Consider the following 15,645-nt stretch of genomic DNA (forward strand, 5'->3'; position numbering starts at 1 on the left):
CACGGGGACGGGGGGCGCGGGTGGAGGGACCGGTGCTCCCTCCAGTGAGGCGGGCGAGCCTGGGGCGCCCGCACCTTCGGGCGGCATCTTCGGGCCCGGCTCGGTGGTCGCGGGGCTTCAGGATCGCATCGAGGTGCAGCGCCATGGTCCGCTGGAGGAGCGGCGGGTGGCTCGCGCGAAGCAGGATGCTCGCAAGCTGGCGTCGCTGATGAAGACGCTGGACCTGGGCGGAGACGCAGCGTGCAAGAGCACGCTGGACGCGCTCTGCGAACAGCTGTGCGAAGCGCAGAAGGTCGTCGCGCAGGCGGTGCCTCCGCCGGGCCGCCCTGTCGGCGCGCTGTCCGAGTCGCAGGAGATCCTCGCCCGCCAGCTTCGGAATCTGCAGAAGCGGCAGGCGGAGGCCCTGGCCGCGCTGGAGGAGGCGCTGGCCCCCTGCGCGGACGAGGACCCCACCGTGCACGCGGTCCGGCTGGACCGGATGGTCACGTTCCTGGATGCCTTCGTGAACAGCCTCATCCAGGAGGCGCGGGATCAGCTGGTCCTCTTGAAGGGCAGCGAGGCGCTGAACCGGGCGGACCTCGCCTTTGGCGCGGAGGCGGGCGTGGCGCGTCCCCTGGGCGTGGCGGCGTCCGGCACGGACAGCCTCTATCTGCTGCCGTTGACGGATGCGTCCGGGCTCACGTCGCAGGAGCCTCCGGTGCGGCCAGGAGACTGGTTCGTGCTCGCCGAGGACGTGGAGCGGCTGGGCCCCGGCGGCGCGAAGGGCACGGAGCGGATCTACCGCGAGGCGCTGCGTGTGCTGCGCGTCCGATTGGAGGTTCCGCCCGGTCAGCGCACGCCGATGACGCAGGTGACGTTCCAGCCGCCGCTGTCGCGCGCGTACGCCTTGGACGGCGTGGTGCTGCTGGGCAACAACACGCTCGTCAGCGAGGGCTCCACGGTGGAGGAGGTCGCCGTGCCCGCGTGGGACTTGCGCACGGCGCCGCTGCTGCATGGGCCGGTGACGTGGCTGCGAGACCCGAGCCGCGCGGGAGGCCGCCGGCCGGAGGTGTCCCTGACGGTGGGGGGACGTGCGTGGCATCCGGTGGACTCGCTGCTGGATGCCGCTCCAGATGAGCTGGCCTTCGCGGTGGAGTCCCTACCGGCCGGTGCCGCGCGGCTGCGCTTTGGCGGCGAGGACCACGGTTCAGCGTTGCCCCTGGGCGCGGAGGTGCGGGTCCGCTACCGGGTGGGGCGGGGGACCGATGGGAACCGGGCCGCGCTGCGGCTGCTGGCGATGGCGACCCCGCATCCCTGCGTGGAGAAGACCTTCAATCCGCTGCCGCTGAGTGGTGGGACGGATCCGGAGGCACCCGGGCTGGCGCGCGTGCGGGGGCCCGCGACGGTGGGCGCGATGGACCGGGCGGTGTCGCTGCCGGACGTGCTGGCGTTGACGCGGGTGTTCGACGGCGTGCACCGCGCGAACGTGTTCCGGGATGGCGTGCGTCGCCGTTCGTTGAAGGTGGTGGTGGCGGGGCCGGAGGGAACGGCACTGGGGACGTCCGACCTGGAGGCGCTGCACGCGCATCTGGCGGCGAGGGTCGCGCCGGGAGTGGAGCTGCACCTGACCAACCGGCAGCGCGTGGACGTACGGCTGCGGGTGCTGCTGCGCGTGGTGAAGGGCGCGGATCCGGTCGCGGTGCTCCAGGAGACGCGCCTGCGGCTGGGCGTGGACCGGGACCCGGAGCGCGAGCTGGGGCTGTTGGATCCGGACCGGGTGGAGCTGGGACAGGACCTGCAGTTGTCGGACGTCTACGGGGCGCTCGCGGGGATCAGCGGGCTGCGCTCGGTGGTGGTGCAGCGGCTGCATCGTGAAGGCACTCCGCCGTCCCTCTTCGAGCGCATCGCCACCGCTCCTGGAGAGCTGCTCGCATGGGCCCCGCCGTCCGGCGAAAGCGACGGCGTCGCGCTCACCTACGAGGAGGCCCAGGACCTATGAGCCCCGCGTCAATGCGCCTGGCCGGTCGTCGTTCCACGCCCCGGGACAGGGAGTCAGTCCCCCGGGACGAGGATGGGAGAGCTCCGCGTGGATGCCCTGGCGGAGGCGGACTCCACGAACCTGTCCGACTGTCGGACAGGTTTGAGCATCCTGAGGAGAACCCCACGCACGGGACAGGGCGCTGCCGCAGGACCTGGGATGCGGACTCCGACCTCCTGGGCGAACGGATGAGAGCCCGGTCGGGGCTCCCCCTGGGCGGCGCTCTTCCAAAACCTGTCCGACTGTCCGACAGGTTTGGACAGCCTTGGGCCGACCTGGCCTGGCGCGTCAGCCTTCGTGGCTGGGGGATGCCTCCGCTTCGGCTGGGCTTCGGAAACCTGTCCGACTGTCGGACAGGTTCTGGCCGTGTGGCGCCGGAGGGGGACGACAGCTGCTGCACCCGCGAGGTGCTGCGTCCATGAGTCTTCCTTCTCAACGGTTGATCCAGCTGCTGCCCGGCCTCTACTCGGCTCGGGATTCCACGATCGTGGACCAGCCGTTCCTCAAGCTGCTTGCCGTGCTGGGCATGGAGCTGGATGCGTTCGGCCGCGCGGTGGAACAGCTCTGGGATGATCACTTCGTGGAGCGCGCGGAGGCCCAGGCACTGCCGCTGCTCGCGGAACTCATGGGGGCTCGGTTGCTCACCGACGACCCTCGCGTGCAGCGTGGCGTGGTGGCTCGCGCGGTGGCGTGGCGCCGGCGGAAGGGCACGCTTGCGTCGCTGGAGGAGGTGCTCTCCGTCACCAGCCTCTGGGACGCGGAGGTGGATGAGTCCTTCCGCTCGCTGCTGGAGACCCAGGACCTCAATGACCTGCTGCCGTGGCGCGGTCGCAGCGCGGTGTTGTGGGATCCCATCGGCCTCGCGGATCCGCTCACCCGCCGCTCACCCGGCATCGAGCGTCCTCGTGACGGCGTCCCGGAGCGGACCCCGCTCATTGGCGTTGCTCCGGGTGAGACGCTGGATCAGGCCCTGCGCCGGCTGGGGAGCGCGGATGCGGGCCGTGTCGCCGCTTCGCCTCGCACGCTGGACCTGCTCGGCTGGGCGTGTCCGGATGTCGCTCTCATCCGCACGGCTCGCCTGACGCCCGTGGAGTTGGAGGAGGTCGCTCCTTCCACCGTGCAGGCCCTGCCCAATGGCTACCGGGGCTTTCGCGTGGACCCGCTGGACCGCGATGGCCCCCTGGTGTGGCTCAAGCCGCTGGAGCGCGCGGACCTCACCGGTGGCCTCACCGCCCGCCATGAACCCGCGCCTCCGTCGCTTGTCACCGGACGCACGGCGGCGATGCTGCTCACCCCCACCTCGCTGGCGGAAGACGCCGATGCCGCCGAACGCGCGGGCGCCATCACCGTGTCCGTCGATGGCATTCCGTTGGTTGGACCGGAAGCCCTGCCGCTTCTTCGCGGGCCCCTGCCCACCGCGCCCGTGGGTCCCGCTCCCACGCTCCGGTTCGCGGACCGGGGCCGGCCTTCGCCTGGCGACTCGTGGCGGCTGACACTGCTCGCTGCTCGGGAGAACTCGGACACGGTGCTGCTGTCCACGGAGCTGGTCGCGGATGCTCTGAACACCGTCACGGTCGCTCCCGAAGCGAACCAGCTCCTGGGCGGCACCACCGCGGCGCTGCTCGTTGAGCGATTGAGCGGCGAGCCCCGTCTTCGCGATGTGGACGGCTCGTGGCGCACGCTCACCGTGGGCCTGCGCCAGGGACCGCCTCGCAGCAATGCCGTCCGCGTGGAGCTGGCGGGTGCGCCATGGGTCGCCCGCATCGAGCAACACCTCGCGGATGGCAGCCTGCGCCTGGCCCGCTTCGATGCGAGCGCCGACGGTGCACCCTGGCAGGTCGTGGAGCTGGGCGGCGCGCTGCCTCCGGATGGTCCGGGCATGTCCCTGGCCATCGCTGGAGACTCGCTGTTGCTGGTGGCTCCGGACGGCACAGGGAAGCTGGGCGTGTGGTCGGTCACGGGCCTGGACACCGCGACGCCGACGGGAGCGCGGCTGGACACTTCGAGTCCTCGGCAGCCCGCAGCACGTCTGGCCCCCAGCCTTTGCGTGCGTGGCGGCCGGCTCTTCGTCTTCGGCGGGGACCTGGGCGGTGCTCCCACCGGAGACCTCTGGTCGCTGCCGGTCACGGGTGGACCTTGGCGGCCCCATGCGGTTCGGAACCGCCAGGAGCGCAAGGCCGCGACGCTGCTGAGCACGCCGCAGGGACTGGTGCTCCTGGGTGGCGAGGCCGTGACCGGTGAGCTGGCCGTGCCGGTGATGTCCTGCGACCCGGCGTCCGCGAGTCCGGTGTGGCGTCCGCTGGCCCCACTGCCCATCACCGCGAACCTGCCCGGCGTGCTCGTGGCGACGACCACCAGCGAGGGTGTGGAGGCGCTGGTCTGGGCGGACACGACGCGTCCGTGCCGGATGACGCTCAAAGCAGGTGAGGGCGCGTGGGTCGCGGGGCCGCTGGAGTCCGCCGGTACGAACCCTCCGGTTCCGGGGGAAGCGCTGTACGCGGACGGACGCGTGCTCGTCGTGGAGCCTGCGCCGCTGCCCGCTTCGGAGGTTGTCTTCTCGCTGGGCGGGCGCGGCTATCTGGCCTTCCTGCCGGAGCTGGCGCTGCTTCCGGATGAACTCCTGCGCTTCAACGTCGCCAACGACGGCGCCGTGTTCATCGAGCCTCGCGAGGGCCAGCCTCTGCCGCTCGATTCCCGGCCCGGTGGCGCGTACCACTCGCGGGATGCCTCCGTCGCAGGCGGTGCTCGGCGCTATTCGGTGCCCGGGCGGCTGCGGCGCCATCCGTTCAAGCTGCGTCAGCGAAGCCTGGGCCCGTGGACGGCGCTTGCTCCGAGCATCGCCTCCGGCATCGTCGCGGTGGATCCGCGCCTGGGCCGCGTCGTGCTCCAGGACGACGCGCCCGTGGGGCGTGTCACGGTCTCCACCCGGATAGGGCGGGGTGCCTCGATTGGCGCGGGACTGCTTCCGCCGGACCGCCGTCCTCCCGCCGCGTGGGCCGAGCCGGACTTCCCGTTCATCGACCCACCGGACCAACCTGGAGACCGCGCCAACACGGGCCTCCCCGTCACCGCGTGGATCTCCCCGGAGCGTGCGGGCGGAGTGCTGGCGGCCAGTGGTCAGGAGCGGCCCATCGTCGCGACCGTCGCACAAGGGATCCAATCCGGCGCGGCTTCGGTGCAGGTGGCAGGTGTCCTGGCTCAGCCCGGTGGTTCGATCGTCCCGGGAGGCTCCAGCTCTGGAGCAGCTTCGGCTCCGGCGACCGAAGGCCAGGCGCGGCGCGGCCCCTTGGGCGTCACTACCGGCGTGCCCCCACCGCCGACAGCCGGAGGCCCGGGGCAGCCCGTTGTCCCGAACATCGGAGAAGGGGCTCCCTCCATCTCGCCTCCGGTGCTGGGGATCATCGGTTCTCCGCGTCTGGCTCCGGAGCGCCTGTCCCAGGGGCTGGACGCGGGGCTGTCCCTGTTCGCCGCGGACACGGGCGCGGTGCCTTGCATCGGCGCGGATGAGCATGGCCTTTCGCTGGCGCTCTACCCGGGCTTCGGTGGCAGCTCGGCCACTCGCGTGTGGCTCGCGGGGCTTTGGCTCACGGGGCGGCTGGACCTGGTGCTCGCTCGGGGGCAGGCGGACCTGCGTTGGTGCAACCTGGGCGCTCCCGGACAGGTGGGCCTGTGGATGCCCGGCGGTGGGCACCAGGACATCAGCGCCCGGCGCTCCCTGCCTCCCGCCGACGTGGAGCTGCGCCTCTACGGCTGCATGGTGGGCATCATCGAGCTGCCACCCTGGGTGCACCTCATCGCCGCGGGCTGCACCTTCGACGCGGGAGACCGCGACGCCGTCGCCATCCGCGCGGCGGGCGCGAGCGTGCGCCTGCGGCACTGCACCGTGCTGGGCGCCATGGAGGCGGGCGTGCTGGAGGCGTCCTCCTGCGCCTTCGCGGGCGAGGTGCGCACGGACCGGCCGGACCTGGGCTGGCTGCGCTACTGCCTCCACGCTCGCGGCGGACAACCTCCGGTGTCGCACCAGTCGCGGGTGCACACCGTGTCCTTCCAGTCGAACCGGCAGACGGACCCGGGCTACCTCGTCCTGGCCGACAACAACGGCCCCGACGCGCTCCACGCCTCCGAGCGCGGCGGAGTCCCCGGCGCCCACGGCGAACGCTCCGACCACGAGCGCGAACTGTACGAGCGCACCGACGACAGCATGCCCATTGGCATCACGCCCTTCCACGCCGACCGCAGCCAGGACGACCTCATGCGGATGAGCCGACCATGACCGTGAAAGCGTACACCTCCAGATCCCGCTTCGACGAAGCGAGGCGATTCTCCGGCGTCTACCAGCAGATGGGGCGCATGAGCCTCGACGCCGACTGGAACGAGGAGGTGCGGCTGCGCACCGTGGACGCGCGCCGCCGCTCCGCCGACGTCGCCGAGGGCTCACCCGATGACGGCTTCCGTATCGTCGACACGTACCTCGTGGACCCCATCCGCAACGTGCTCGGCTGGACGGGGCAGGGACTGCCCGCGGACGACGAGCGCACCATCCCGCGCGAGTTGCGCCTGGACCGCTACGACACGGAGACGCTGCCCTTCGTGGTGCGCAGCCGGGGCCACATCGCGCTGCGCCGCACGCTGCCCGTGCCGTTGGACCTCACGGCCGTGTTGCGCTCGGACGGCACCTCCTTCACCGCCGCCGCGCTCGTCATCGGCCTGCGCTTCGAGCGGCCACCCACCGATGATGAGTTCATCGACCTGCGGGTGGTCGTCACCGACACGGACGGCAACGAGACCGTCCTCCCCACCGGCCTGGGCCAGCGCCCCACGGGCTGGAACGACGTGCGCATCCCTGTCTCCGCGTTCGCGACCGTGGACCCGTCCAAGCTGCGCGCCTGGGGCGTGCTGGGCCTGCCTCCCGTGGCGCGCACGTGGGTGAGCGCGCTGCGCGTGGAGGACGCGGCGCTGGGCGCGGATGTCGTCATCCGAGGCGGTGACGGGACGCTGCCGGGCGCGGGCCGCATGCTGCTCGACGGTGTGCGCGTCTTCCTGGAGCAGGACCTGCGCTACTCCGCGCAGCCGGACCTGCCGGAGGCACCTCCGCTGGCGGCGCTGCCCACGGACGGCTCCCGACATCACTTCCTCTTCCTCGACTGCTGGGAGCAGACCACCACCCAGTACGACGACACGTTCCTGGAGGAGCCCGCGCTGGACGGGCAGGACACCACCGTGCGCCTGCGGCTCGTCACCCAGGTGCGCGCGCTCCAGGGCCTGTCAGCCACCGACGCGGAAGACCTGCCCACGCCCACCAGCGGCGCGCGCCTCACCACCAACATCCCCCAGGGCGCGCTGCCGGACCGCTTCCCACCGGAGCCGGTGGATCCGTGCCGCGACCGCTGCCTGTCCACGCAGAACGCCTCCACGGGCGAGGGCTACACGGGCACCGACAACCTCCACTTCCGCGTGGAGTTCTTCCGGGGCGGCGCGCGGCCCGTGGTGCTGTGGTCGCGCGACAACGGCTCCACGGTGCTGCCCCTCACCGCGCCCGCGGCGGCGGATGCGATGACGCTCCAGGTCTCCCCCGCGAGCGCCGCGAAGCTTCGCGCGGGAGACCTCGTCGTCATCGAGGACCGCGTCACCCGGCTCCAGCCGGAGGGCCCATCCCTGCCAGTGCTGCGCAGGCTGCGAGGCGTCCAGACGGACACGGGCAAGCTGGAGCTGGCGGACGCGAGCGCCGTGCTCACCACCGACCCCGTGCCCCTGCCCGTGGGCGGCACGCTGGGCCGGGCCTTCAGCCCCGAGCAGGGCGCGGTGGTGCGGCGCTGGGACGGCGGCGATCTGCTGGTGCCCAACGTCCGCTACCGCTTCGACGACGGCATCACGCTGGCCTTCGCCAACACGGAAGGCCGCGCGACGGAATACTGGTCCTTCACCGTGCGGGTGCGCGCGGCGGACGGCGCGGCTCGCGGCGAGGTGGAGCAGCTCACGGACGCGCCCGTGCACGGGCCCGTGCACCACTGCGTGCCACTGGCCCGCGTGACCGGCGGAGCCGTACGCGCGTTCGAGGACCTGCGTCCGCGCTACCTGCCGCTCGCCCAGGTGCGCGACCGGCTGGTGGAGCTCTCCGAGCGCGTCATCGGCCCGGGCGTCTTCACGGTGGTGGTGGGCGACGGCGTGCGCAGCTTCGGCGACGTGGACCAGGACCTGCTCGAAGGCATCACCGGCGACGAGGCGCTTCAAGCCGCGGTGGACAGCCTGGGCGGGCAGGGCGGCTCCATCTTCGTGCGCGCCGGCCGCTACAAGCTGGAGCACCCGGTGCTCCTGCGCAACCTGTCCTCCGTGCACCTCCTGGGCGACGGCGAGGCCACGGAGCTGCGCACCCAGGGCTCCGGCGGCGCCTTCTTCGTGGACCGCTGCGGCCTGGACGGAGACCTGCGCATCGAGGACTTCAAACTCGTGGAGGCCCCCTTCGAGGACGTGGTCATCGGCGGCGGTCTCCAGCCCACGGTGAAGGCCGTGAAGAAGAGCGTGGCCATGACGAACGGCCAGCGCTTCGTGCCGCTGGTGGAGGTGGACGACGACCGCGTGCTGGAAGAGGACGACGTGAAGCACCCGTCCGCCGAAGCCGACTTCGTGGACGTCGTCACCAACCGCATCAAGATCCTCGTCCCCGGTCAGGGCCGCGCGGCGGGCTCCGTGGTGGCCACGCTGGTGCAACTGCGCAAGCTGCAACGCCAGCACCCGGGCCAGCCCCTGGAGGACGTGCCGGAGGCGAAGCCGCTGCTGGACGCGCTGGCGACGCTGCCTCACGGCGTGGTGACGCTGGCGGACTCCAGCGGCGTGACGCTGCGCCGCTGCCTCATCCAGGCGAACCAGGCCGGCTCGGAAGCGACGGGCGTGCTGGTGACGGGCACGTGCGCGCGCATCGTCATCGATGAGAACCGCGTCGGCGCGGCCACGGGCATCGCGGTGGCGCCATACGCCCCGTACCTCGCGGAGCGCTTCCTCGCGGCCTTCCCTCGCGCGGGCCTCTTCGTGGACTCGCTGGCCATCACCAACAACCGCCTCCAGCCGCTGGGAGACGCGACCACCGGCATCCACGTCGCGGATGGAAGGCTGGCGGGCGTGGAGGTGCGCGGCAACCGCATCCAGGGCTTCCACGTGGGCATCCTGGTGCAGGACCTGGTGGAAGGGGGACTCGCGGGGCCGGTGGACCGCGTGGTGGTGGCGGACAATCAAATCCTCGGCTGCGCGGCCGTGGGCATCCAGGTCGCGGGCGACGGCGTGGACGTCGTGGGGAACGAGATTCGCAACGCCGCGTCGGACGGCCTGTTCCAGGTGGGCATCCAGCTGGCGGGTAGGGCGCTGCGCGTGCGCGAGTCGTGGATCTCCCTGCCGGCCGTGCCCGCCGCGTCGGTGCTGGGCGTGGTGGCGGGCATCGTCGTGGGGGACGGCCTGGATGACGGCGCATCCAACGGCCGTCCCGCCTCGGACGTGGAGGTGGTGGACAACCGCATCGAAGGCGACGGCGAGTCCACGCCGGGCTTCGGCATCCTGCTGGGCGGCCCTCAGCCCGTCTTCGACGTGCGCATCCGGGGCAACGTGGTGCGCGCGCTGGGGGACGCGGCCGTGCGCGTCTGGGGCACGGGCGGCGCGGTGGGGCGCCTGCGCGTGGAGGAGAACCGCTTCGAACAGGTGGCGCTCGCGGACGTGCCGTCGCAGGAGGACACCACGCAGGCGCTGTCCCTCCTGGACCCGGGCCTGGAGGCCGTATTGAGCGCGGACGCGCGGGCCCGGCCCCGGCCGCTGGTGGAGGCGCTGCTCGCCAACGCCACGACCCGCGTGCGCGCTCCCCTGGACGCGGCGCTGCGCTGGTTGGAGCGGCTGACGCTCCGGGGCGCGGTGGTGCTCGCGGGCGTGGACGAGGCGCAGGTGCGCGGCAACCGGCTGCTCCAGGTGGGGCGCACGGACGCCTACGCCGCGCCCGGCCTCCCGGACGCGGAGGTGCGCGCGGCGGGCATCGCGGTGGTGTCCGGCTCCGGCATCACCGTGGAGGACAACGAGGTGGACGGCGTCCACGCGCCGGTGGCGCGGACGCAGCCCCCGCCGCCGCCAGGGCCGGTGAAGCTGCCTCCCATCACAGTGGTGCTACAGCAACTCAGTGTCACCAGCACCACCGTCCGCCCGGAGCGCGCGGACGTGCACGGCGCCGTGGTGGGCATGTACGCCACGGTGTTGCGGTACACGGGCGCGAACGTGGACGGACGCCAGAAGATCGGCCGGGGCCTGTACGGCCCGCTCGATACCGTGGTGACGGAGCTGGGGGACGTGGGGACCGTGCCCGACGCCATCCTCAGCGCGCTGGCGAACGACGTGTCGGATCTGCGCGCCGCCCAGGGCTTCAATGACCACACCCAGACCTCGCACGCGGTGCGCTCGTCGCTGGCTCGCGCGTCCAGCTTCACCGCGCCGGACCCCGTGTCCCAGCAGGCGTGGGACATGGTGGCGCAGTTCGACCTGGCCACCGTGTCCGGCAAGGCGGCCGTGGCGAGCGTGGCGGACCGCATCAAGGGCGCCTTCGACTCGCTGGTGCAGGGGCTGCCCTCCGACACGCAGGACGGTCTGCTCAAGGCCCTGGCCCGCGTGCAGGGCGGACCGGACAACCTGACCGCGCTCGTCACCCTGGCCGCGGCGTTGAGCCAGGTGGCCCAGCTGCGCGAGGCGCAGGCGCAGCGCGCGCGGCTGCCCGTCATCGGCCAGGCGGTGGGGCCCAAGAAGACCATCATCGGCACCTTCGCCCAGGCCGCGCTGCAACAGCTGCCGCTCCAGCCGGGCACCCGGGGCGCGAAGGCCAACACGGACGTGCTCGTGCAGCTGCGCCAGTCCAAGGATGCCCTGACGGATCAGCTCCAGCAGCTCAACCCCGCGCTGGCCACGCAGGTGGAGGCGGATTACCGCGACGTGGAGCGCACCGGCGGCCAGGTGCAGCCGGTGGTGGACCGCATGCGCGCCACGCTCCAGCAGGTGCTGGGCTTCACCACCGGCGTCCTGCCCCCGACGGACGTCGCGCCGGAGGACGGCGAGCGCGTCGCGGCGCAGGGGCTCACCGCCACCATTGGCCTGTACGCCACGAACCTGGACCGGCAGGCGGCGGGCCTCGTCGCCGAGTCCGAGGACACGGTGGAGAAGCAGCTGCGCGCCTTCGGCACCGCGGTGGGGCAGCTGGGCGAACTGGTGAGCGGCGACGCGGAGCTGTCCACGCTCTCGTTGCAGGCGCACCAGGCGGTGCTCAACGCCATCGCCCAGCCGCAGCAACGCATGGAGCAGGTGGCCATCGCGCGAGGACTCCTGGACCGCATCCGCGTGCAGACGCTGGACGTGCTCCCGGTGCCCATCCCCCTGCCGCCGGTGCCGGTGAAGGCGGAGCCGCTGGAGCGCTGGGTCTCCGCCCTGGGCGCGCTGGTGCTGGCGGTGCGCGGCCTGGCGCCGGGGCCGGTGCTCAGAGGCTCCCTGCAGCTCTACCTCTCCCAGTACGACCGCGTGCTGGACATCGTGGGCATCCAGGGGAAGTTCCGCACGCTGGCGCTCCAGCGCGTGAGCGACGCCATCACCGCGCTCACCAGCGGCAACGGCGGCGCGCCCGCGAGCCAGGCCCTGCACCTGCTGGTGGACGAGCCCGCCACCACCGCCGCGGAGGCCGTCCTCAAGTCCAGCGCGGTGACGGCGGAGCTGGACGCCGCCGCGGTCCTGCTGCGCGTCGCGGAGCAGGCCCTGGACCCGGCCGAGGACGATGCGTCGCGCGTCGCCCGGCTCCAGGAGTACCTGCGCCAGCGCGCGGACAAGGTCTCCGCGTCGCTCGTCGCCGTCGTCACCGGCATGCAGAAGCTGGACGGCATCCTGGACGTGCTGCGCAAGTCGCTGGAGCAGCTGGCGCGCGGCGAGGCCCCGGACCCCGGCGACCTCGTGGACCCCGTCTTCGACACCTTCCCATCACCCGCGGACGGCCTGTTCGTGTCGGGCGTGCAGGGCCGCGTGCGGCTCTCGGGCAACACCGTGCGCGACACCGTCACGGGCATCACCGCCCTGGGGGCCGCGGGGCACCTGCTGACGGAGGCGCCCACCGACCCGGGCTCGCTGCTGGACGTGGAGGGCAACCGGCTGGAGGGCTGCGCCGTGGCGGGGCTGCGGCTCCTGCCGGACCTGTCCGTGACGGTGGTCTCCGGCAACCACCTCTTCGCGTGCGCGGGGCTGCCCACCGCGGGCGAGCCCGGCCTGGGCCAGGCGGTGGCCACCTTCGTGGGCTCCGGCGAGCTGGTGGTGAAGGGCAACGTCTTCCTGGAGAGCGGCAACGCGCTGCCGCAGGCGGTGCTCCACGAGGTGGCCATCGACTGGCGGGGCGAGACGGTGGTGCGCGGCAACACCGTGCGGCACGCGGGCGGGGGAGGCGGTGGCGCGGGCGTCCTCGTCGTCACGGACACGCTGCCCGTGGACCTGGTCGCGAAGCTGTCGCGCGTGCCGTTCCTCGCCACGGATCCGGTGCCCAAGCCGGGCACGGACGGCCGCAGTCTCTCAGGCAGGCCCACGCCGTCCGCCATCGCCACGCTCGCGCCGGTGCCTCGCGTGGAGGACCTGGTGCAGCTGGGCTCCCTGAAGCAGAAGTTCGCGACGGGGCCGGTGCTCAACCGCGCGCTCACGGTGACGGCCGCGGACTTCCCGCCCTCCGTGAGCGCCAGCGCGGCGGCCTCGCGCTACCTCACGGCGTCGGCGGCGCTGCCGCGGCCCCCGCTGGTGGACTTCCTGGGCAGGCCCATCCCCATCCTCCCGCGCCCCGTGGTGAAGGCGACGCGCGGCGTGCAGGTGGAGGGCAACGACGTCACCGCGCGCGGGCCCGCGCTGCTGCTGTTGGGCAACGGCGGCGCGGTCATCTCCGTCGCCATCTCCGGCAACGAGCTGCGCAGCGAGGGCGGCGTGGGCGCGGTGTACCTGCGACGCGCGGACTCCACCGTGTTCAGCGGCAACCGGTGCCAGTGCCTGGACGCGGTCAACGTCGTCGTCCTGCGCGTGGAGCGGGCGCCCGTGACGTTCACCGGCAACGTGGTGCTGGGCGCGGAGACGGTGACGCCGCCCCGGCCGGTGCTGCGCCCCCAGTGGACGATGCCCGCGGACAAGCTGACGCTCCAGATTCCCGTGGGCGGAGGCTCCACCCTGGGCGTGCCCCTGGACCAGCAGCTGCTGCTGGGCGGCCTCCAGCGCCGGCGCGACGTGGCGAGCGACGCCTTCTCCACGCTGCTCGCGGAGCTCGTCACCCAACCGGTGCCCCTCCCGCCCCAGGTGGGCATCCCCTCCAAGGGCGTGCTGGACGCCCCCACGATGCAGGACGTCCGCTCGAAGCTGCCCGCGAGCCTGGACGTGAACATCGCGGCACGGACGCTCTACGGCATCGCGGTGACGAAGGACGACTCACCCACGAGCGCCCTGCGGGACCTGGTGGACCGCGTCGCCATGCACGCGGACAGGCCCGAGGACGTGCAGGGCCAGGTGCGCTCCGTGCTCGCCGCGGCGGAGGGCGACCCGAAGAAGGCCCTCCAGCTGGTGGACAAGAGCGTGCTCGGCATCGACTCGGCGGCGGCCACGGTGAAGGAGAGCATCCTCAACGTCTCCGTGCTGCACGAGGTGCTGGCGGATTCGTTCTACACGGGCACCACCTCCGGCCCCAAGCCGGTGCAGGACGCGGGCATCGTGCCCCTCCCGCCGGAGCCGCCGCCGGATCCGTATGCCCACTCCGTCATCATCCTGGGCGGCTCGCGCGTGGCGGCCGTGGGCAACGCGACGACCTCCGGCGTGCACGTCCAGGAAGCCGACGCCGTGGTGGAGCTCAACCCGTAACGAGGACACCCCATGCCCGACCCCTTCGCCCTCAGCGGCCGCGTCGCCCTCCAGCGCACGTCGCTGCCCGAAGTGACCCTCTCCGCCACGCCGGACGCGTCCGACGCGAAGGCCGCGGCGCTGGAGAACCTGGCCGGCACGCGCGCGAAGCTGGACGTGGACGCCGCGGTGCTCCAGGCCCTGGACGTGCGCATCTCCCGCCTGCCGCCAGTGCCCGCCGTGCCCGTGACGCTCCAGGACCTGGTGCGCGCCGCGCGCCGCAGGCTCGCCTCCGAGCGCCAGCGCGACGTGGGCCTCTGGGTGGACACGCGCGCGAAGCTGGCCACGCGGCTGACGCAGAAGCTGGAGGAGTGATGCGCAAGCTGCTCGAAGCCAGCATGGGGCAGCGCTGCTACCTCTTCACCACGCTGGGCCACGTGTACGTGGGCCTGGTGGTGGAGCTCATCGACGACGTCGTCCACCTCACCGGGCCGGACGGCGCCACACCCGTCTACATCAACCTGTCGGACGTCTCCGGCGTGCGTCAGTACGACGAGGAAGACGACCTGGGGAGCGCGCGATGATTGAACACCTGCTGCAGCAGCTCATCGAACGCACGGAGAACCGCTACTTCGGCAAGTACCGGGGCTACGTCACCAACGTGTCGGATCCACTCAACCTGGGGCGCATCCAGTGCGTGGTGCCGCGCCTGATGGGGGACGTGGCCACCGGCTGGGCCATGCCGTGCACGCCGTACGCGGGGCCGGATCAGGGCCTCTTCGTGGTGCCGGACGTGGGCGCGGGCGTCTGGGTGGAGTTCGAGGGCGGAGACCTGTCCCAGCCCATCTGGAGCGGCATGTGGTGGGGGCAGCCGGCGCTCGCGGACCTGGGCCAGCCGGACTCCACCGCGCGCGTGGCCCCGGACACCAGCGAGGTTCCCAAGCACGACTATCCGCCCCAGTCCGCGGTGCCGGGCGTGCGGATGCTCAAGTCCGCCACGGGCCACTACATCGTCCTGGATGACCGGCCGGACTCCGCGCGCGTGGAGATCCACGACCGGCAGGGCAACCGCGTCATCCTCTCCTCGGAAGGGTTGGACCGGCTCATCAGCAACGAGCGCACGGTGAACGAGGGCAACCGCTCCGCGGAGGTGGACGGCGACGACCGCCTGGAGGTCGCGGGCAAGCAGGACGAGACGGTGGACGGCGACCACACCCGCGACGTGGGCGGGAACGTGTCCCTGCACGTGACGGGGTCGCTGACGGAGAAGGTGGACGTGGCGGGGTACTCGCGCAAGGTGGGCGACAGCGGCCTGAAGGAGATCGTGGGCGGCCCGCGCGAGGACCGCATCCAGGGCAGCCACACGCGCATCATCTCCGGCGCGTCGCAGGAGACGGCGGTGGGCGGCTATGGCCTCACGTCCGGTGGCAACGTGAACGTGGCCGCGGGCAAGGCGGTGAAGGTGGCCGCGGCGATGCCGGACCTGCCGGGCCCCTCCCTCAACGCGGTCTCCATCGACGCGCTGGCGGGCAACGTGTCCATCAACACGATGCTGGGTGTGTGCCAGGTGGGCGGCCTCTCCGCCATCTCGCCCATGGTGCTGGGGGACGGGCTGGCCATCCACTTCACGATGCTGGCGCAGATCCTCAAGGCGGTGAACCCGATGACGGTGGCCGCGTACGGGCCGCTGCTGGACGTCTGGGCCTCGATGACGCCGATGCTGGACTGGTCCTACTTCGGCTTCGTCAAGCGCATGCCAGTGGGGTGACGCG

General features: G+C 72.6%; 6 protein-coding genes. All 6 read left to right on the forward strand.

The window, feature by feature from the left end:
* Positions 1–1,978: baseplate J/gp47 family protein (locus D7X96_RS40095; RefSeq protein WP_208647396.1), on the forward strand; the 1,978-nt coding region annotated here is incomplete at its 5' end.
* A 457-nt stretch (positions 1,979–2,435) separates the two neighbouring features.
* Entirely contained in the window at positions 2,436–6,290 is a 3,855-nt protein-coding gene (locus tag D7X96_RS29110) for a phage tail protein (protein ID WP_121771247.1), read from the forward strand.
* A complete protein-coding gene (locus D7X96_RS41600; protein ID WP_147468423.1) occupies positions 6,287–13,894 on the forward strand; it encodes a right-handed parallel beta-helix repeat-containing protein in 7,608 nt (2,535 codons plus the stop codon). Before D7X96_RS29110 ends, D7X96_RS41600 begins: the two co-directional genes overlap by 4 nt.
* 12 nt (positions 13,895–13,906) lie before the next feature.
* Positions 13,907–14,248 (forward strand): hypothetical protein, encoded by a 342-nt coding sequence (locus D7X96_RS29120; protein ID WP_120547733.1) that lies wholly within the window; start codon positions 13,907–13,909, stop codon positions 14,246–14,248.
* Positions 14,248–14,457 (forward strand): hypothetical protein, encoded by a 210-nt coding sequence (locus D7X96_RS29125; protein WP_120547732.1) that lies wholly within the window; start codon positions 14,248–14,250, stop codon positions 14,455–14,457. The genes D7X96_RS29120 and D7X96_RS29125 overlap by 1 nt, the downstream gene beginning before the upstream one ends.
* A complete protein-coding gene (locus tag D7X96_RS29130) occupies positions 14,454–15,641 on the forward strand; it encodes a phage baseplate assembly protein V (RefSeq protein ID WP_121771249.1) in 1,188 nt (395 codons plus the stop codon). The genes D7X96_RS29125 and D7X96_RS29130 overlap by 4 nt, the downstream gene beginning before the upstream one ends.
* Positions 15,642–15,645 lie beyond the last annotated feature (4 nt).

This window comes from Corallococcus interemptor (assembly GCF_003668875.1).
GTDB lineage: Bacteria > Myxococcota > Myxococcia > Myxococcales > Myxococcaceae > Corallococcus > Corallococcus interemptor.